This is a genomic window from Halolamina sp. (genome assembly GCF_036626355.1).
Taxonomy (GTDB): Archaea; Halobacteriota; Halobacteria; order Halobacteriales; family Haloferacaceae; genus Halolamina.
Genome location: NZ_JAZKRY010000007.1, coordinates 15,778 through 34,054 on the forward strand (window position 1 = coordinate 15,778; position 18,277 = coordinate 34,054).

Below are 18,277 nucleotides of genomic sequence, written 5' to 3' on the forward strand. Positions count from 1 at the left end.
GACTCATTGGGTACCGACGGCCGGTCAGGGGAGACTGATCTCGCAGGGATAGCGGTCACCGGACGGCGGTTGATCCTCGCGAGGAGCTGACTCTCCGGGTCCAACCCTCCGAATCGCAGCCTTGCTCGCTTCCGGGCACGTTTCTGGTCGAACATCCTCAATCTGGAACACCAACGTTCGAAAGCGATGGGTGAACGTCTGCGTCAGGCGCGGCGGAGCGCGATGAGCGCCCCGACGAGCAACGCGACCAGCGAAAGGACGACACTGAACCCCGGGATCTGTTCTTTCGTTACCGTTTGTGCCGCCGTTGCTGTCTCAGTCGCCGTTGAAGCCGGTTCCGCAGCCGTTTTCGAGACCTCCGTCTGGGTCGGTGTCGCGGTCGGTGTTTCGGTCTCGGGCGTTTCAACGACAACGGCAATCGGTGAGAACTGCGCTACCTGGAGCTTGTAGCGGCCTCCTCCGAGTGAGGTACCGTCCTTCTCCTGCCACTCGCCACCAGCGTACTGATAGATTGCGACGTCGTCCCGGGAGGCATCAGCGGGCAGTTCCGCGTCAGCAACGGAGATTGTCACGGTTGCCGAGTCCAGCGCATCCCGATCCAGCCCGAAGGCTTCGATGTCGACAAACGTGATGGGCGTCGCCGAGGGAACCTCCGGAAGATCATCGATGGATGCTTGTGGGTCGCCTACCTCGACTCGGAACCGCTGGGTATCGAACGTGAACCTGAACCCGAGTGACTCCACAGCGACGCCGTCGTTCGCAGCCTCGGTGAGTTCGACCTCGAACGCCGACCCTGAACTTACGTCGGCGACCATGACCGTTGTCGAACGCTCGAAGATCGTGACATCTGTCTCTACCGCTTGCCCGGACTGACCACCGCCGCCGCCACTGGTTCCGCCGCCGCCTGAGACGGATGGTTCAACGACGGTGACGTTGCGAGTCTCCGTCCGCTCGTTCCCGAAGCGATCGACGGTAGCCACGGATATCGTATGAGTACCGCTGTCGAGTGAAATCGGGATTCGAAGCTGTGAGGCGTTCAGAACGGTCGCCCTCGAGATGTTGACTGGCTCCCCGTCGAGACGCACCGACGTCTGGTTGGGAAGCACCTGGCTTTCGTTGTCCGAGAAGGCTACCTGTAGGGAGTGGTCCCCCGCTTCGATCTCCTCGTCACCAGCCGGTTGCTCGATGACCACATCTGGCGACGTGTCGTCGACGGCCGAACTGACCGCGAACGTGGAGTAGTGGGGCGTCTCAACCCGGTAGAGTAGCGACGTCTCCGACTCCGATTGCGTCGTGGCGTTCAGCCTCGTCCACGTCCCCTCGGTCTCGTTGAACAACCAGAACGTGACCGTCTCGGCCAGCCCAGACTCGGTGCGGAGCTTCTCTTTCGACACCTTCAGAACGAACGTGCCACCGTCGGTCTCGTTACTGGAGATATTGAACGCGAACTGGGGATAGTAGGAGACGCGCTCGTCAGGGACTGATTGGGAAACCGGATTCGAGTCGGTTACTGCAGCAGTAAGTTCGACGCGCCGAGTGGCGTTCGTGTTCCCACCGTCCGCTCCTGTTAGCTGAACTGCCACGGAGTCTACTTCTGGAGCTGATGGCTTCGCCGTCGCCACACCAGTCGCGTTCACCGCTGCTGTTTGTCGTGAGCCGACATACACTGATACCGTCGCCTGCTGTACGTTTCCGGCAGCGTCTACGGCACGGATGTCGAGTGTCCGGTTTCCGATTCGAACCGGCGCGATGGCGTTTCCGCGCCACGTCCCCGATTCGTTGGTGAGTTGAGCGTCTCTGAAAGAGACCACGCCGAGTCCGGTCCCCTCATCGCTCGCAGAAACGTTCACCGCGATTTCGTCTTTCGGCTCGATCGTCAGGTTCGCAATTTCGGGGAGCGTCGTGTTTTCGATCGTCGGCCGGACGGTGTCGACGTGGAACTGCTTGTCGACCGTTCTGACGTTTCCGGCGCGATCGACGAGGTTGACGGAGACGGTGTGTGTCCCATCGGAGAGATTCGACCCCTGTACCGTGACGGTGCCGTTCGCCCGAGAGGCGACAGACGCCGTCGCGTTCCCGTCGATCTTCGCCGTGATCGCCGTCTCGTTGATCTCTGCGAGGTCGTCTGTGACGCTGAACACGAGGGTTGGATCGGAGTCATTCGTGGCGGGCGGGCCAGGAGAATCCCCAACTCGCCCCGGTGTAGAGAGATTCGCCTCTGGTGGGGTCTGGTCGACGCCGACGGCGATCTCGTGTCGGGCCGTGTTCTGGGCTGCGTCAGTAGCGACGAGGACCAGCGTATTTGTCCCGGTATCCAGCGATACCGATGTCGTGTAGTTACCCGAGGTGTTTCGAAGGTGCGTTGCTCCGTCTGTGTTGTAAATCGTGACGTTCGTGAGGTTCGTATCCTGTACGTGCCCGGTCACGTTGACTTCGCTCAGGTTCGTATACCGCGGCGCGCGGCCGGTGATCGTTGGGGCGTCAGTATCGACTCGATAGGACAGTTCGGTCCGGTGGGTGTTCCCTGCTCTGTCTACGACGCGCACCACCGCAGTGTGTTCTCCAGCAGTCTGGTTCGGCCCAACCGTTCCTGCCCAGGAACCCGCTGACTCAGATAGCGTTGCAGCGCCCTCCGTCTCCAGTGTGACAACTTCGACCGTTTCTACGCCTGATACAACGGCGCCACTGTCGTTGGCCCCGACCTCGAACGCGAGTGGCGTCGATGCGTTCACGTAGCTATCGGCCAGCGTGACGGTCTCGATAGCCGGCGCTGTCGTATCGACGAGAACCGCGTCGTCCAGTCGCGTGGAGTTCGTCCGACCCGCCTCGTCCGTGACGACGACCTCGACGTCGTAGCTGCCGTCCGTGACGGAGTCTGGGAGTTGGACCGAGACAGATTCGACGGTCCCCGTGGGTGCTTCCTCGAGACTGCTCACCGATTTCGTGGCAACCACCGACCCGTCGTCGAGAATCCGAACCGAGGCGGTACTTGGATAGCGCATCTGATACGAGATCCCGACGGAGACGCTCCCGTTGGGTGAGCCGAAATCGGACGTCTGTGACTGGTCGACCGTGGCAGTCGGTCCGGCGGAGCTCACCCGAATCGTCCGGGAAACCTTCTTGGTGTTCCCGTTCACGTCCGTGACTCTGAACGTGACCGTGTGAGTCCCGTTTTCGAGCGTTCGCGTCGCCGACCAGGCGCCGTCGCTCGTCGCGACAGTACTGTATGCGCCGCCATCGATACGTATCTCCAGTATCTCGGTGGCGGCTTCGTCATCGACCGATCCGCTGAGAGCCACGCTGGAGTCGGTGTACGGTGACGATTGAAGCGCTGGCTCGACTGTCGGCGGCTCTTTATCGATACCGTAGGTCGTATAGATCGAATCGAGGGCCTCGACGTGACCGTTATCCCAGATCTGGTAGAACTGATTGATGTCAGCGGGGTTGTGTTCCAGCACCGCAGCGATCGCTGCAAACTGATAGGAGAGTGGATCATCGTCGCCAGCACCGCCGTCGGTAATATCCCAGAGGATACTCGCGACCGACCCTTCCACGCTGCCCCCGTCGTACTCGCCACTGGCGTCTCCATTTGCACATCTCCCGGTATAGCTCATATCGTAGAACTGGTTCGTCTCGATATTCTCGCTGCCCCAGAATACCGCGTCAGGATCGTTCGCAACCGCCGCTTCGTAGTACTCGGCGAACCCTTCGACCAGCGCGAACGACGGGTCCGTCTCACTCGGAACGGCGTGGCAGTCGTAGCTCCCGACATCCAGAATCGTGTAATCGATGAGTTGGAAATGGACGGCGTGTCCGTACTCGTGAGCAACCGTTCCCGCGTCCCAGTAGTAGTCACTTCGGTCCGGGAGTCGAATCTGTTCTCGTCCGTCTGTCCAGTACCGATACTGCGGCCAGTCGCCATACGGGTAGCTGATCGGGAGCTTCGTCTTGACAACGCCGTTGGTTGCCGCGAACTCGGAGGCGTCGTACGCCCAATCGACAGCCTGAAACGGTGCGTTATCCCCCGAAGAGACCAGTTCTTTCGACCCATCACTGTCGACGTCCGTTCCGACGACCACACTCTCTCCACTGGTTAACGTCCCCGTCTGTGCATAGAACGAGTATCTCGTGTTCCCGTCAGTCACGTAGACGGCGTCGTTCTCGGCGACGACGACGACCTCTGCGATGATTTCACCGTCGCCGTCGGCGTCACTGCTCGGCTCCACCGCGAACTGAAAGGAGCCGTCCTGGCCCGTCGACCCTGTCGCCAGTAGTGTCGAACCTCCGTCCACGTCGTACAACCGGATGGCGACATCAGTGAGACCGAACACGTTCCCGTCCGTGTCAGTGTAGGCTGCTTGCCCTGAAACCACAATCGGCGAACTCGATGCCGTGATCGAACTGGTGGTGTTGTTCGTCGAAGTCGAGTCATCCGTCGACTCGCCGACAGCGGGGTTCGACTGTGACGTCCCGTCAGTGCCTGCTGCGGATCCGTTTCCGCTCTGTTCGGTCGCATCGACCGAATACGGGATTCGCTGGGTGACTGGTTCGTCCCCGTTGGTCGCTTCCACGACGATGTCGAGCGTTCGGGAGACCGAACGGTCTGCTGTTACGACGATTTCGTAGACGTACGTCTCTCCAGTATCGAGCCGATCGATACTCCGTCTTTTCGCATCGACAGAAATCCCGAGCGGATCGGTGGCAGATACCGCTATCTCGGTAAGCGGGTACTTCGCGGTCAGTTCGAACGAAAGAGTTGCGGACTCACCGACAGAGAGGTTCACCCCCTCCCTCGGTGATTGCTCGACTGATACGACTTCAGGCTGACGTGGTGCCTCGAACCCGTCGGACGTCGTTGATTCAACCTCGGTATCATCGGTCCGAGAAGCTGTGTCCGCTGCTGGAGACCTTTCTTCGACTACTCCTGTACTGATAGTATCTGCCGATTGAACACTATTACTGGCAGGAGCAAACCCAACAGCGAGTAGCACAATTACGGCCGTCACCCCAATAAGTAGCAGCTGCCACCGACTCCAACCCAGAGACATACTGTTTACCCGTTGTCATTCGGTATTAAATGTTAGTGTAAATGAATGTTCGAGAATATTTAATTAATGCGGCAGTAACTGAACAGAACTCTCGCTGAAACTGGGGGCCGAAAGAAACTATCAACTCGACAGAAATAACGTCGAGTGCGTAGGGTTCGGTATCCGTGCTGGGATCTTTCGTGTGGCTCCCACCGAGTAATCAGTGAGTGACGGTGGTTCTCGAAAAAAAAAGCTGAGCAGTTCGATGAGGCCGGGACGGATCAGTCCCCGCCGCTTGTTATCCCACGTTCTCCTCGACGAACAATGCTCCCCCACACCCCCCACACCGGTACGACGATGGCTCCATCACCAACTTCGACCGCCGATACCGAGCCAGCTTCCCGCCACACTCAGCACACACGACCCACCAGTTGGGCTCCGCGAACCGCTCACAGTGCACCGTCGTCTGCAGGTCCTCGGCCAACGACCGAAACCGCTCGCCGTGGGACGGGTCGTCGGCCTCGTTGAGCAGGTGGACGTGGATCAGTTCGTGGCGCACCGTCTCGGCCGTCGCGCGCCACCCCTGGCGCTGGAACTGCTCCCAGGTGAGCAACACCGTCTCGGGCTCCCCGTTCCGGTGGCGCACCGCCCCCGCACGGCGCTTTGCCCGCTTGCTCACCTCCCACTCCAGCGCGCTCACGTCGACCGATAGCCCGTAGCTCTCGGCGACCTCCCGCGCGTACAGCTTCGCGACCGCGAGCAGCTCCCGGGTGGACGCGCTCGGCTCGATCTCGTAGTACTCCGTGTCGAGTTCGTGCACGGAAATAGCTATCTGGGAGCGGTGTGGGTTGGGGCTGTTCGCGTGCTGTACGGTCGCGCTATGCAGCCTCGACGGCGTCGATGAGGGCGTCGTAGTCTGGTTCGTTCGTCGGGTCCTCGGTGACCCAGCGGTAGGTCACGGTGCCCTCGTCGTCGATGACGACCACCGCGCGGTTGGCGGTGCCGTTGAGCCCCAGGTCGGGGATGTTGAGTGAGAGGCCGTATACCTCGATGGCGTCGCCAGCCATGTCGCTGACGAGATCGAACGTCTCGTGGTCGCTACCCTGTACGTGGCCGTAAACGTCGGTGCGCGCTCGTCTGTCGAAATCATCGTTTAGCGACAACTCTCGACGGGTCCCAACGCTGTGGCGAACTCGTTCGGAGGCGGGCTCAGCCGCGGATCGGCGGCCGCTGCAGGTCGACGAACCGTTCGACGACTGTCTCGCCATCCCGGAGGGCGATGGTCTTGACGGCGTCGGGCATCGATTCGTTCGGCAGCGTCCAGGCGCCGGTCACCTCCCCCGCCTCGCCGGCGGCGATGGGGCCGGAACTGGAGACGCTTTCGACGGTGGTCTCGTTGCGAAAGCGGAGCGTCGTCAGGTGGAGTTGGACGGTCACGTCGGTCGTGTTCTCGATTTCGACCCGGAGCACGTAGGTCCCCTCGCCCCCCGGGTCGCCGCGGACCTCGGAGGTGACCACCGTCTCCGTTGCATCCGTCTCGGGGAGCAGTTCGTCGCCGACGCCAACCGTCTCCTCGGTCGGCGTCTCCGTCTCCGTCGCCCCGGAACCGTTCTCGGAGTCCTCGCCCGGGAACAGTTGGCTCACGAGCAGACTCCTGAACGTGTACAGTTCGAGCAGGAACGCCAGGCCGAACGCGAGCCCGGCGATCCACCGGATCAGCTTCCGGCGGTCGATCTCGTCGGCGTCGTCCGGCTGGCTGGCCCGTGGCTGGGCGGCCCCGGACTGGTCGGCCGCAGTGGTGGACTCGGCCTTGTCGTGTGATTGGTCAGATGGCATAACGGGAGTCGAACCGAGCGGTGGCGAGCGTTAGCCCGGGACGGGCGCGCTGCCGGGCCACAACAGGCCGTCGGCGATCATATCGGCCAGCGGGAGGCCGTAAGCGAGCAGCACCAGCGCGACGGCGATGGCCGTCCAGAGCTTCAGGTTGTCGAGCACCACTGGCGACTCCGTCGCCCCGGAGAGCGGCTCCGGGATACTGCCGTTGACTCTGAGCGCGCTGTTCTTCTTCCCGAGCACCCACGTCCCAAGCATCACTATCAGGAACATGAGGCCCGCGATGAACAGCAGCGTCCCGCCGATCGCGATCTGCAGCCGCATCTCGCTCACGCTGCCGACGACGGCACTGAAGCTCACCTGGTCGTACTGCGGTTCGGCCGTCCGACGGGGAATCCCCGCCAGGCCACCCCGGTGCATCGCGTTCGACATCAGCACCATGCCGATGAACCAGACGAACGGCTGGACCGCCGCGAGGCCGCGGAACTGGAGCCGCTTTCCGGTCACCTGCGGGACGAGCCAGTAGGCGCCGGCCATCAGCGTCAGTGCGAACGCCGTCCCGACGGTGAGGTGGAAGTGCCCCGGCACCCAGATCGTGTTGTGGATGAGGTAGTTGATGTCCATTCCGGCGTTGATCATGCCGGAGAAGCCGCCTGCGGCGAACATGATGCCCGCGAGCGCCATACCGGAGAACTCGGGTCGTTCCCACGGCAGCGTCGTGAGCCAGCTCAGATACCCCTTCGCACCGCGCTGTCTCGCGCCGTGTTCCATGCTTGCGACCACGGTGAACAGGGTCAGCAGCGACGGCAGCAGCAGGAACATCGTGTTCGTCATCGCGACGAACTTGTAGCCCGAGGCGATGCCCGGGTCGGTGTACTGGTGGTGGAACCCGACCGGCGTCGAGAGCAGCAGGAACAGCACGAACGTCACCCGTGCGAGCGGGTCGCTGAACAGCCGGCCGCCGGAGAGCTTCGGCAGCACGGTGTACCACAAGAGGTAGGCCGGCAGCAGCCAGAAGTAGACGACCGGGTGGCCGAAGTACCAGAATAGCGTCCTGGTCAGCAGCGGATCGACCTGGCCGATCAGACCGAGCGACCACGGGATGAGAAAGACCACGACCGAGATGGCGACCCCCAGCGACGAGAGATACCACATCAGCCACGTCGTCATCACCATGAACGACTGCAGCGGGATGCGGGCGTCGGGGTTCTCCGAGCGCCACTCACGGTACTGGAGGAACCAGTCCAGTCCGGCTCCCCACGAGCCGACGATCAGCAGCGCGGCGCCGATGTAGAACAGCGGGTGTGCCTTCAACGGTGCGTAGAACGTGTAGAGCACGTCCGCGCTCGCGGGAATCCCATCGACCAGCCCGGCGAGTATCGTCCCGGCGGCCAGCAGCGTCCCGATGGTCATCGTCCAGAGCCACCCCTGGGTCAGCCTGGCGCTGGTTGGGGCGACGCCGAGGCTTCGCGTATTGGCCCAGTGGAACAGCCCGGCGATGCCGAACGTGGTGAACACGAGCGCCATCAGCACGCCGTGGCCCGTCAGGAGCGTGTAGTAGTCCGAGGAGGGGATGAACCGGAAGACGTCCGTGCGGTGCAGCGCCTGGATCACGCCGAACAGCGCGCCGACCCCGAACGAGGCGAAGGCGATGCCCAGACAGATGCGAACCGTCCTGGCCGCCTCCGGGAAGCGGTCGATGAACGCGAGGCGGCGTCGCGTGCCGTCCTCGCTCTCGACGAACTCTACCTCCTCCTGTGTCGTGTCCTCAGGATGTCCGGTTGCCATTAGTTCTCTCCATCCGCAGCGATGTCGTACTGAGACTGGGGCACGACAACCAGTTTACCCGCCATGGTGTGGTGGCCGCTGCCGCAGTATTCGTGACAGATGATGCCGTGCTCTCCGGGCTCCTCGAAGGTGACGGTGAACTCGGAGATCTGCCCGGGGACCACCATCGCGTTCACGTTCGTCCCGGCGAGGTTGAACCCGTGTGTCACGTCGGGCGAAGTGACGTGGAACGTCACCGGCACGCCCGCTGGCACGCGAACCGGCTCAGAGCTGCCGGGGGCGAACAGATACTGTCGGGCGATCATGTAGACCTCGATACTCTCGCCGTCCTCGGACTGGTAGACGCCGGGTTCACGGAAGTTGTCGATATCGCCGTAGTTTCCGTTCGCGACCTCGGAGGCATCGACCGTCCCGCCCTCGTCGCTGACCATCGCGACGCCGGGGCCGACCGCCCCGTAGACGATGGTCCCGATGAGCCCGACAATCAACAGGAGCGATACGCCGAACCAGAGTTTCTCGAATCGGTGAATATGCATCAGTGGTCACCCCGTAATAGTTGGCCCGCCGAGGAACTCGACGAAGTACATGAACACCCACAGCAGCGCGATCAGGACGAAATAGCCCGCTACGAGCGCCGCCGTCCCCATCGGGTCGTACCCCTCCTCGACCTCCACGGGTAGCTCCTCTTCGGACGCTTCGGTCGACTGCTCACCGACGTACGCCTCTTCGGCCGACTCGTGGTCACGATAGGCGACGTAGCCCTCGCTGCCGAGCACTGCCGTCAGAGCGAGCATTAACCCACCACCGAACACCAGCGCGGCCCAGCCGACGAAATCCGACGGCATGGGGATGGCGCGCCCGCCGTCCCCTGCATCCTCGCCCTCGCCCTCACCCTCGCCTCCGCCACCGGCCTCACCACCGGGTTCGCCACCGGGTTCGCCGACGGCTCCGACGACGATGGCGCCTTTCATCCCGAGTGACAGGTGTGGGTCGCAGTGATACTTGGTCACTCCGCTGGACTCGAACGTGTGACTGAACGTGTGGCCGGCTTCGGAGACGAGTTCGGACTCGAAGCTGCCGTCCTCGGGGACGACGTTGTGCTGGCCGCCCTCGCCGGTCCACTCCCAGACGACGGTCGCGCCCGGATCGATCCGAACCGCGGCCGGACCGAACCCGTACGGACCTGGGCCGTTCGGGACGCCGACGTCGACGGTCACCTCGTCGGCGCCGCGCTCGTCGACGGTGCCGTCGTAGTTCTCGACGTCGTCGAACCAGCCCTCGTAATCCGGTTCGTACACCGGACCGACCGAGCCCACGACGATCGCGCCCTTCATCCCGAGCTGCTCGTGGGGCTGACAGACATACTTCGTTATCCCCTCGGACTCGAACGTGTGACTGAACGTGTGACCGGCTTCGGAGACGAGTTCGGACTCGAAGCTGCCGTCCTCGGCGACGACGTTGTGCGAGCCGCCCTCGCCGGTCCACTCCCAGACGACGGTCGCGCCCGGGTCGATCCGAACCGCGGCCGGCCCGAACCCGTACGGGCCTTGGCCGTTCGGGACACCGACTTCGACGGTCACCTCCGACTGGCCGGTTCTATCGACGACGCCTTCGTAGTTGCCGACGCCGTCGAACCACCCGTCGAACTCGCCAGTTGACTGGGCCGCAGCAGGGGCGGCACTACCGAGTGCAGCTCCGCCCATAGCCACGGTACTGGCAGTCAAAAGCCGCCGACGGGTCGTGGTCGGCTCTCTACCCCCGTTCGATACCATACTGCGCCGTTACGCACCCGCTTGTAAAGCGCGCGCGACAGTTCCCACAAACTGAGAACGACCACAGGGCCCTACATCTACCAGGGGTTACCAGCGCGTGTATGTCTCCACGGAGATTGACCATTTTCGCGCTCCTGGCGCTCGTCCCGGTGTGGGTGTACGCGCTCGGCGTGTCCGGTGGACTGCCCGTTGCGCTCGCCTCCTCCATCTGTGTCCTGCTTATCGGGGCCTCCCTCTACCTGATGTTCGCACCGCACGAGGAGCAGGCCGCCGGTGCCACCGAGCCGGGTGGTCTCTGACGGGATGAGCGTCGCTCAGGGCAGCGCAGTCGAGCTCGGGACGTTCCTTCTCGTCGGCCTGCTTGGCGGCGGCCACTGTCTCGGAATGTGCGGCCCACTTGTCACCGCCTACGCGGGCGAGGCAGGCAGCGAACAGGGACGCGTCACGCTCCGGGATGTCCGTCAACAGGCGCTGCTTACCGGCGGTCGGGTCGGCACGTACGCGGCTATCGGCGCTGGACTCGGCGCACTCGGCAGCGCCGCGATTGCCGGTGGCAGCCTCTTCGCCAGTACCGATCTCGTTCGGGGGATCGTCGGCGTCGCTGCCGGCGTCGTCGTCGTCGCAGCGGGCGCTGGCTATCTCCGCGGCCGCCCGCTCGACCCCGGCCGGCTCCCGATCCCGGGCGTCGCGGGCGCGTTCGCGTGGCTTGCGGGCGCCGCCCGCGAACGGGCAGACACGTGGGCACAAGGTCCGCGTATTGCAGTTCTGGGCTCGGTTCACGCGCTCCTCCCGTGTCCGCTGCTCTACCCCGCGTATCTCTACGCGTTCGCCCGTGGCTCACCAACTGGCGGCGCGCTCGCACTGACCGCGCTCGGCATCGGCACCGCCCCGGCGATGGTGGGCTACGCGACCGTGCTCGGCGCCGTCCCCGTCTCCGTCCGGAGCCGGATGCACCGCGTGCTCGGCGCGGCGTTTCTCCTGCTCGGCCTGCTCCCGCTGTTGCACGGGCTCGCACTGCTCGGCGTTCCCGTCCCGCATGTCCAGCTTCCACACTACGCCGAACTCATTCCACGGACTGCGGAGGTGTCGCCATGACGGACGACTGCACTCTCTGTGGCCTGCCGACCCCGGAGCCGCCTGTTCGAGATGACGGCGTCGACGGCGCGTTCTGCTGTCGCGGCTGTCTCGAAGTCGCCCGGACGGTCGACGCTCCAGAGGCCACGGATGCCGCCGACGCCCGTGCCGCGCTCTCGGAAGGGTCGGACGGTGACGACGCCGACGCCGCTGTGTCGGAACTCCCGGCGGACGCCGAGACGACGTATCTGCAGGTCGACGGGATGCACTGTGCCAGCTGTGAGGCGTTCCTCGAGGGGCGGGCGGAGGCGGTCGACGGCGTCGCCGCGGCCGACGCCAATGTTGCCGCCGACGCCATGCGGGTTCGGTACGATTCGGCGACGACCGAGCCGGATGCGGTTGCTGACACCATCGCCGGTGTGGGCTACACCGCAGCCCCGTCAACCGGGGACGGCGACGGGCTCGGCGACGACGACGAGACGATCGGTCGACTGCTCGTCGGTGGCTTCTTCGGAATGATGGCGATGTGCTGGTACGTCCTGTTTCTCTACCCGACGTATTTCGGCCTGCCACCGGAGGCGCTGCTGTTCGACCTGCGCGGCAACGCCGGCCGGTTCCTCATGGCGAACGTCTGGCTCTCGGCGACGGTCGTCCTGGGCTACACCGGGGCGCCGCTGCTGCGTGGGGCCTACGTCGCGATCCGGACCCGCCAGCCGAACATGGACCTGCTCGTCTCGCTCGCAGCGTCGACGGCGTACCTCTACAGCGCGCTCGCACTCGCGCTCGGCAGCATCGAGCTGTATTTCGACGTGACCATCGTGGTCGTGATGGCGGTGACCGTCGGGAGCTACTACGAGCAACGGGTGAAGCGGGGCGCGGTGGGAGCGCTGACTGATCTCACGCGCGACCGGGTCTCGGAGGCGCGGCTCCGGACTTCCGACGGGACGGAGCCCGTCGCTGTCGAGGCTGTCTCCGGCGGCGACGAACTGGTTGTCCGCTCGGGCGAGCGTGTGCCGGTCGATGGGACGGTCGTCGACGGGACTGCCGCCGTCGACGAGTCACTCGTGACGGGGGAATCGCTCCCGGCCCGCCGGGACCGGGGTGACGAGGTTCGCGGCGGAACCGTCGTTTCGGACGGCCGGCTGATCGTTCGTGCGGCGGAGGGAACCCAGCAAACGCTCGACCGCGTGGTGTCGCTGCTCTGGGACGTGCGCGGCGAGGGGACGCCACAGCGACTGGCGGACGCCCTCGCGACGGTGTTCGTCCCGGTGGTGCTCGCACTCGGCGCGCTCGCGTTCGTCGTCCACCTGCTGCTCGGCGCGCCGCCGTCCCTGGCGCTGCTCACCGGGCTCGCGGTACTGGTCGTTTCGTGCCCGTGCGCGCTCGGGCTGGCGACGCCGCTCGCCATGGCCAGCGGCACGCGGGCGCTCCTCGCGGACGACATCGTGCTTACTGACGGCAGTGCAGTCGAGGTCGCCGGCCAGGTCGACACCATCGCACTCGACAAGACCGGTACCCTGACCACCGGCGAGATGGGGCTGCGCGCAGTGGTGCCCGCTGCGGGCACGGACCGGGACACGCTTCTCGGCCGGGCCGCGGCGGTGGAAGCGCAGTCGAGCCATCCGGTTGCCGACGCGGTCGTCGACGCGGCGACAGCTCGCGATGACGGCTCCCCCAGTCCCGACACGACGGTGATCGACTACGAGACTCACCCCGGTCGCGGCGTCTCCGGCCGGGTTGGTGATGGCCCGCGGGTGACCGTCGGTGGGCAGTCGCTGTTCGATGACGCCCATATCCCCGCTGAGCTCCGTCAGCGCTACGAGGCTGCCGAGGCGGACGGAGAGCTCGGCGTCTACGTGGCCTGGGCGGACGCGGTCCGGGGAGTCCTGGTTGCGGGCGACGAGCCACGGGTCGGCTGGCGCGACGCCGTCGAGCAGCTGAGCGAGGAGCGACGTGTCGTCGTGCTCACCGGCGACGACGGCGCGGCGGCCGACCGGTTCCGCGAGGAGCCGGCCATCGACGAGGTGTACGCCGGGCTGCCGCCGGAGGCGAAAACTGAGACGGTCCGCCGGCTCGCCGATTCGGGGACGGTTGCGATGGTCGGCGACGGGAGCAACGACGCGCCGGCGCTCGCCGCCGCCGACCTGGGAATCGCGGTGGCGTCGGGCACCGAACTGGCAGCCGATGCTGCCGACGCCGTCATGGTCGGTCGGGACCTCGCGGCCGTCGACCGGGCGCTCGATACGCTCGCGGCGACGCGCCGCCGCGTTCAGGAGAACCTTGCGTGGGCGTTCCTCTACAACGCGGTGGCGCTCCCGGCGGCGGTGCTCGGCGTCGTGACGCCGCTGATCGCCGCGGTCGCGATGGCCGCATCGAGCCTCCTCGTCGTCGGTAACACCGCTCGACCGCTTCGCGCGGCGCCGGAGACGACGACGGCAGGAGCCGAACCCGAGCACAGCGGTGGGGCCGAACAGCCTGTCAGCCCTGCAGCGGAGTCCGAATCTGCCGGACCGACAGTGACCGATGGCGGCTCCGAGAGCCCGACTCGGGTTCAGGGAGCGACGGGTCCCGACGGTGACGGTTCCCGCACTGACGACGATAGTCCGAATACGGACCCCGACAGTTCGAATTTCCGCGCGCCTGACGGGGGTGATGGAGCGTGAACCGACACGCTCGCTCGCTCCTGGCGTGGTCGCTTCCGGCCCCGCTCAGGACGGCGGTACTCGCTCTCGGTGCGCAGTCAGCGCTCGCACTGGCGTATCTGGGGCTGACTGATGCCGGCCTGGCTGCGCCGCCGACGCTCGTCATTCCGTTCATCTGGGTCACCGTCGCCGCGGTTGCGCTTCGGCATACTGACCGCCCGAGCACGGAACGGGCGACGAGGGCTCTCGCCGCCGGTATCGGTGGGCTCTACGCTCTCGGGCTTGCCTGGCTGGCCGGCGGTATCGGCCCCGCCGTCGGCACGGCGACCGGCCTCAACGTGGTGCTGCTCCCGCCGGGGTGGGGGCCCGTCCTCACGTACAGCGGTGCGAGCGTCTCGCTCGTCCTGTTTCCCTACCGGGTCGCTGGCTACGCCGCGCTCGGCTATCTCGTCTCCCTCGCCGTTCGAGACGTTATCGAGACGGGGTTCGCAGCCGGATTCGGTGGCCTGCTCGCACTCGGCTCCTGTGCGAGCTGTGCGCTCCCGCTCTTTGCGGCGGTCGGGGGCGCGCTCGGCGGTGCTGGGGCCGGCTTCGCTGTGGCCACGGCGGTTACGAGTGGAACGTATCTCCTCGGAACTGCGGCGTACGTCCTCGCGGTCGCGGTGCTCGCGGTCCGACCGACGGTTCGGCTGTAACGACGGCTCGGGGACCGGTCAGCCGGCCGACCGCCTACTCCGCACTGATCCGCCACCCTGCTACCCCGACCAGCAGCAGGTTCCCCCAGAGCCCCGGCTGGAGCAGCGCCAGCAGCCAGGACTCCGAGAGGACGGAGACGAGTAGCTTCAGCCCGTAGGCGTGCAGATGTGCCAGTAACACCGCGAGCACCGGGAGCGACGGCGACCCCCCGCCGCGGAGCTCACGCGGGAGCAGCGCGAGCGCTGCCGGCACGAGTGCGACGAGGTAGTAGGTGTAGGTCTGTGGCGCGAGCAGCGGAACCGCGGCGGCGCCGAACGCGAACGTGGCGGCGTCGTCGCCCCCTCGCCGCACTGCCAGTGCTGCAATCCCGCCAGCGAGCACGACTCTGAGTGCAAGCGCGAACTGGCGACCCACTGCGCTGTCGACGAGATAGAACGGCCGGTAGTACGGCGGAAGCCAGAGCGTCGGCGGGCGGCGTTCGAGCCCGTCGGTGGCGCCCCAGCGGAGCACGTCCAGATAGGTCGCGTTGGTCTCGAGGCCGAAGACGGCGAGTGAGAGTCCCACCAGGGCGAGGCCAGCGGCGATGCCGCCGAGCAGGCGCCGGCGGTCGGTGAGCAGATGCGCCGATGCTGGCGCGTACGGGAGTTTCACCAGCCCGACGAGGGCGGTGAGCGCCCCGCTCAGCACCGCAGCGCGGCGCCTCACCGCAATCCCCGAATCCTCGTCATCAACCACTGTCGGGTCCTCACAACTCGACAGCGCCGCCGCGCCGGCAAAAGAGAGCATCCCGGCGAGGAGGCCGGCAGTCTGGCCGAGTTTCACCGAAAGCAGGAGCGGCTGGAACCCCAGCAGCGCCACCCCAAGCAGGGCCGTCTCGTAGCGCGCTGGCTCGTAGCCTGCGGCCCGCACGAGTGCGTCCACGACGAGGGACGACAGCAGAGAAACCGCCGTCACGCCCGTGAGCGCGAGGAGCCACGCTCGCTGTCGGCGGTGTCGCCACAGCCACCGTGCCACGGTCATTGACACGGGTGCACGCGGCCGCCGCAAAACCGTTTCGGCGCCACGAGCGTGGCTTGTCGGTGTTGATCACTGCGTCCCGCGAAACTGTTTTGAGTATCTCACTACATTAGTGTATGTGAACAGCAGACAGCCAGCTGGGTACGTGCGCGGCGGTCGTGGCAGCGTCGCGCTCGCACGGGCGCTGGCCTCGCAGGTGCATCCAGTGTTCATGCTCCCGCCACTCGCGTGTTCGCTGTTCGGCGCGGCGCTCGCGGGGTCGTTCTCGCTGCAGCTGGCGCTCCTCCACACAGTGGCGGTGTTCGCCGCCGTCTATACCGCCCACCTGAAGGACGGCTACGTGGATTTCCACCGCCGCGACGAGGACGAGGACCACCCGCTGACGGCGCGGGGCTGCCGGCACGCACTCGTCGCCGCGACGACGCTGTTTGCCGTCGCGCTCGTCGGGGTCTGGCTCTTCGGCGGAGTGCTCGCGGCGGCGCTAACACTCCCCACGTGGGTCATCGCCTACCTCCACGCGCCGCAGTTGGACATGACACCGGTGGGCGCGACGGCGGGCTACCCACTGGGGATCGCGCTCGCGCTGCTCGGCGGCTACACGATTCAGATTGGCGCGCTTTCTGCGCTCCCTCTCGCCTTCGCGTTGGTGCTGTTCATCCTGCTGTCCGGAATCAAGCTCGTCGACGACGCGAAAGACCTCGCCTACGACCGCTCGATCGGCAAGCGCACGGTCGCCGTGGTGGTCGGGCGTGCAGCGACGCGCCGTGGGGCGACCGCACTGATGGGCCTGGGCTTGTTTCTCACGCTCGCACTCACCGTCGACGGCGTGTTTCCGCCGAGCGCTGCGCTTGCACCGCTGGTGTTCGCCGCCGTCGCGCTGATCGCGCTCCGGGCCGACGACTCGCTGGCGACGATGCTGCTCGTTCGGGGCTCCTACCTCTTTCTCGCGGCGCTGGTCGTCGCCGTCTGGTTCCGGCCGCTCTCGGGGCTCGGACTCCCAGACATCACCGTACTCGGCCCGTACACGTATCTGGCGACGGAGCTCGCCTTCGGCAGCGTCGCGTTTCTCGCGCTGGCTCGCGTCGGCGCCGTATCTCGGGCGCTGACGACCATCGCGTTGCTCTACCCGGTCGCCTATCTCTGGGACTGGTACACGCTCACGGTGGGCGTGTTCAGCATCCCGATGCGGACCGGCGTCGAACTGCTTGGCATTCCGGTCGAGGAGCATCTGTTCATCGTCGTCGTTCCGGCGGTCGTCCTGGCAATCCACGAGACGGTTGCAGCGCGTCACAACCCGCAGGGGGTTTGATGTGGCTGCCCTGTGAAGGCGACGCTATGAGCACCGAGGAGGCAACCGAACACTGCTACGCCACGGTTCTCGCCCAGCTCGACCCGGCGGAGCGCGAGACGGTGTCGGAGGCGGCGGCGCTGCTTGCCAGCACTGCCGACCGCATCGCGCAGGTCGAGAGCGGAGGTGAGGCCGAGGGGATGGCGGTCGAGCTACGGCGCATCGCCGACGAGCAGGGCCGTATCGAGGAGCTCGCGCTCTCGATCCGGTCCAACTCGAACTGACGACGACTTCTCAGCGGCGACTCAGCCCGACCCGAGATGCTGCCGTGCCCGCCTGGCGACGGCAGACGTAAACGCTGACTCGTCGAGCTGTTCCCTCCCGGCGTCAAGGCGCGCGTACTCCTCCCGGACGATCTCCTCGACGACGCGCTCACACAGCGTCTCGACCGTCACTGTCCAGTCGCGCTCGCGGAGCGTCGTCGCTACCGACTCGAACCGTTCGCTCGTCGCGTACGCCGCCGCCAGTTCTTCAGCGGGCAGATTCAGCGGTGCTGGCTCCTGTTCAACTTCGGAGTTCCGGAGTACCGCACGCCCGCCTCGCTTGTTCCGGACGAGCACACCCGCTGCGGGGCCGTCATACCAGTTCGACGTCGGCATCTCGTAGTCACCGGGATCGAAATCCCGCGCGCGGCGCTCGCGCTCGAACGTGTTCACCGGCTGGAGCCCCAGCCGCTCGAAGATGGCCTGGCCGGCGTCGGGCGGCCGGAACCCACTCTCGCTCCCGGGCCAGACGTCGACGCCGAGGAACGCCGGCAACCGCTCCCAGTCGTAGTCGACCCCTTCGTATCGGGTTGCGACGCCCAAGAGCACCACCGATTCGGGGTCGTCGACGGCGGCCCGCAGCGCGTCCCGGTCGAGGTGCTCCTGGATGTGGCGAACGGCATGTTGGACGGAAAGCGGGAGCTCGTCGGCGTCGTCGTACGCCCGGTCGCCGTCGCCGAACCGGAGCAGTCCCGACGACTGGAGCTGCACCCGCAGCGGCGCGCCGTCGACCCGCTCCAGCAGCCAGAGGTGGCCCGACTCGAACAGCTCCGGGGCGTCCTCGGCAGTCGGCGTCGGAGGGAACGATTTCACGGAC

General features: G+C 65.9%; 14 protein-coding genes and 1 pseudogene. 6 read left to right on the forward strand and 9 right to left on the reverse strand.

Annotated features, from left to right (window positions below):
* Nucleotides 1–203: 203 nt before the first annotated feature.
* The 7 genes and pseudogenes from V5A38_RS01985 to V5A38_RS02015 form a co-directional block, all read right to left on the reverse strand.
* Nucleotides 204–4,784 carry an Ig-like domain-containing protein gene (locus V5A38_RS01985; RefSeq protein ID WP_332324071.1) on the reverse strand — a complete coding sequence of 1,527 codons (4,581 nt, stop codon included), beginning with the start codon at nucleotides 4,782–4,784 and terminating at the stop codon, nucleotides 204–206.
* 541 nt (nucleotides 4,785–5,325) lie between these two features.
* Nucleotides 5,326–5,847 carry a SprT-like domain-containing protein gene (locus tag V5A38_RS01990; protein ID WP_332324072.1) on the reverse strand — a complete coding sequence of 174 codons (522 nt, stop codon included), beginning with the start codon at nucleotides 5,845–5,847 and terminating at the stop codon, nucleotides 5,326–5,328.
* A 58-nt stretch (nucleotides 5,848–5,905) separates the two neighbouring features.
* Nucleotides 5,906–6,112, reverse strand: a pseudogene (locus tag V5A38_RS01995) (hypothetical protein); the annotation flags it as partial.
* A gap of 124 nt (nucleotides 6,113–6,236) precedes the next feature.
* Nucleotides 6,237–6,863 (reverse strand): hypothetical protein, encoded by a 627-nt coding sequence (locus V5A38_RS02000; RefSeq protein WP_332324073.1) that lies wholly within the window; start codon nucleotides 6,861–6,863, stop codon nucleotides 6,237–6,239.
* A 30-nt stretch (nucleotides 6,864–6,893) separates the two neighbouring features.
* Nucleotides 6,894–8,648, reverse strand: a complete 1,755-nt coding sequence (locus V5A38_RS02005; protein WP_332324074.1) for a b(o/a)3-type cytochrome-c oxidase subunit 1 — start codon at nucleotides 8,646–8,648, stop codon at nucleotides 6,894–6,896.
* Complete coding sequence (locus V5A38_RS02010) at nucleotides 8,648–9,184, reverse strand: cytochrome c oxidase subunit II (RefSeq protein ID WP_332324075.1); 537 nt, start codon at nucleotides 9,182–9,184, stop codon at nucleotides 8,648–8,650. The genes V5A38_RS02005 and V5A38_RS02010 overlap by 1 nt, the downstream gene beginning before the upstream one ends.
* Nucleotides 9,185–9,190: 6 nt before the next feature.
* Complete coding sequence (locus V5A38_RS02015; RefSeq protein WP_332324076.1) at nucleotides 9,191–10,351, reverse strand: halocyanin domain-containing protein; 1,161 nt, start codon at nucleotides 10,349–10,351, stop codon at nucleotides 9,191–9,193.
* 185 nt (nucleotides 10,352–10,536) lie between these two features.
* Here V5A38_RS02015 and V5A38_RS02020 point away from each other — a divergent pair, with 185 nt between their 5' ends.
* Genes V5A38_RS02020 through V5A38_RS02035 form a run of 4 tightly spaced genes read left to right on the forward strand, consistent with a single transcriptional unit; the run spans nucleotide 10,537 to nucleotide 14,831 of the window.
* On the forward strand, nucleotides 10,537–10,719 hold the full coding sequence (locus V5A38_RS02020) for a hypothetical protein (RefSeq protein ID WP_332324077.1): 183 nt from the start codon (nucleotides 10,537–10,539) through the stop codon (nucleotides 10,717–10,719).
* Between the two features lie 4 nt (nucleotides 10,720–10,723).
* Entirely contained in the window at nucleotides 10,724–11,515 is a 792-nt protein-coding gene (locus V5A38_RS02025) for a sulfite exporter TauE/SafE family protein (protein WP_332324078.1), read from the forward strand.
* Nucleotides 11,512–14,157, forward strand: coding sequence for a heavy metal translocating P-type ATPase (locus V5A38_RS02030; RefSeq protein ID WP_332324079.1), 2,646 nt, complete (start codon nucleotides 11,512–11,514; stop codon nucleotides 14,155–14,157). The genes V5A38_RS02025 and V5A38_RS02030 overlap by 4 nt, the downstream gene beginning before the upstream one ends.
* Nucleotides 14,154–14,831 carry a hypothetical protein gene (locus V5A38_RS02035; protein ID WP_332324080.1) on the forward strand — a complete coding sequence of 226 codons (678 nt, stop codon included), beginning with the start codon at nucleotides 14,154–14,156 and terminating at the stop codon, nucleotides 14,829–14,831. The genes V5A38_RS02030 and V5A38_RS02035 overlap by 4 nt, the downstream gene beginning before the upstream one ends.
* 34 nt (nucleotides 14,832–14,865) lie before the next feature.
* Here V5A38_RS02035 and V5A38_RS02040 read toward each other — a convergent pair whose 3' ends face one another.
* Nucleotides 14,866–15,852, reverse strand: coding sequence for a glycosyltransferase 87 family protein (locus V5A38_RS02040; protein ID WP_332324081.1), 987 nt, complete (start codon nucleotides 15,850–15,852; stop codon nucleotides 14,866–14,868).
* 115 nt (nucleotides 15,853–15,967) lie between these two features.
* Here V5A38_RS02040 and V5A38_RS02045 point away from each other — a divergent pair, with 115 nt between their 5' ends.
* Both V5A38_RS02045 and V5A38_RS02050 read left to right on the forward strand, forming a co-directional pair.
* On the forward strand, nucleotides 15,968–17,158 hold the full coding sequence (locus V5A38_RS02045; RefSeq protein ID WP_332324082.1) for a UbiA family prenyltransferase: 1,191 nt from the start codon (nucleotides 15,968–15,970) through the stop codon (nucleotides 17,156–17,158).
* Nucleotides 17,159–17,184: 26 nt separating this feature from the next.
* Nucleotides 17,185–17,421: a hypothetical protein gene (locus tag V5A38_RS02050; protein ID WP_332324083.1), complete on the forward strand. Its 237-nt coding sequence runs from the start codon at nucleotides 17,185–17,187 to the stop codon at nucleotides 17,419–17,421.
* A gap of 21 nt (nucleotides 17,422–17,442) precedes the next feature.
* On the opposite strand, the gene V5A38_RS02055 is transcribed toward V5A38_RS02050, so the two are convergent.
* The gene (locus V5A38_RS02055) at nucleotides 17,443–18,273 is read right to left on the reverse strand and encodes a hypothetical protein (protein WP_332324084.1); all 831 of its coding nucleotides are present in this window, start codon (nucleotides 18,271–18,273) and stop codon (nucleotides 17,443–17,445) included.
* Nucleotides 18,274–18,277 lie beyond the last annotated feature (4 nt).

Bases quoted from the DNA above. Each gene is read 5' to 3' on its own strand.
- V5A38_RS02000 (WP_332324073.1), bottom strand. From the start codon at position 6,863: ATGCCATCTGACCAATCACACGACAAGGCCGAGTCCACCACTGCGGCC.
- V5A38_RS02005 (WP_332324074.1), bottom strand. From the start codon at position 8,648: ATGGCAACCGGACATCCTGAGGACACGACACAGGAGGAGGTAGAGTTC.
- V5A38_RS02010 (WP_332324075.1), bottom strand. From the start codon at position 9,184: ATGCATATTCACCGATTCGAGAAACTCTGGTTCGGCGTATCGCTCCTG.
- V5A38_RS02015 (WP_332324076.1), bottom strand. From the start codon at position 10,351: ATGGGCGGAGCTGCACTCGGTAGTGCCGCCCCTGCTGCGGCCCAGTCA.
- V5A38_RS02025 (WP_332324078.1), top strand. From the start codon at position 10,724: ATGAGCGTCGCTCAGGGCAGCGCAGTCGAGCTCGGGACGTTCCTTCTC.
- V5A38_RS02030 (WP_332324079.1), top strand. From the start codon at position 11,512: ATGACGGACGACTGCACTCTCTGTGGCCTGCCGACCCCGGAGCCGCCT.
- V5A38_RS02040 (WP_332324081.1), bottom strand. From the start codon at position 15,852: ATGACCGTGGCACGGTGGCTGTGGCGACACCGCCGACAGCGAGCGTGG.
- V5A38_RS02050 (WP_332324083.1), top strand. From the start codon at position 17,185: ATGAGCACCGAGGAGGCAACCGAACACTGCTACGCCACGGTTCTCGCC.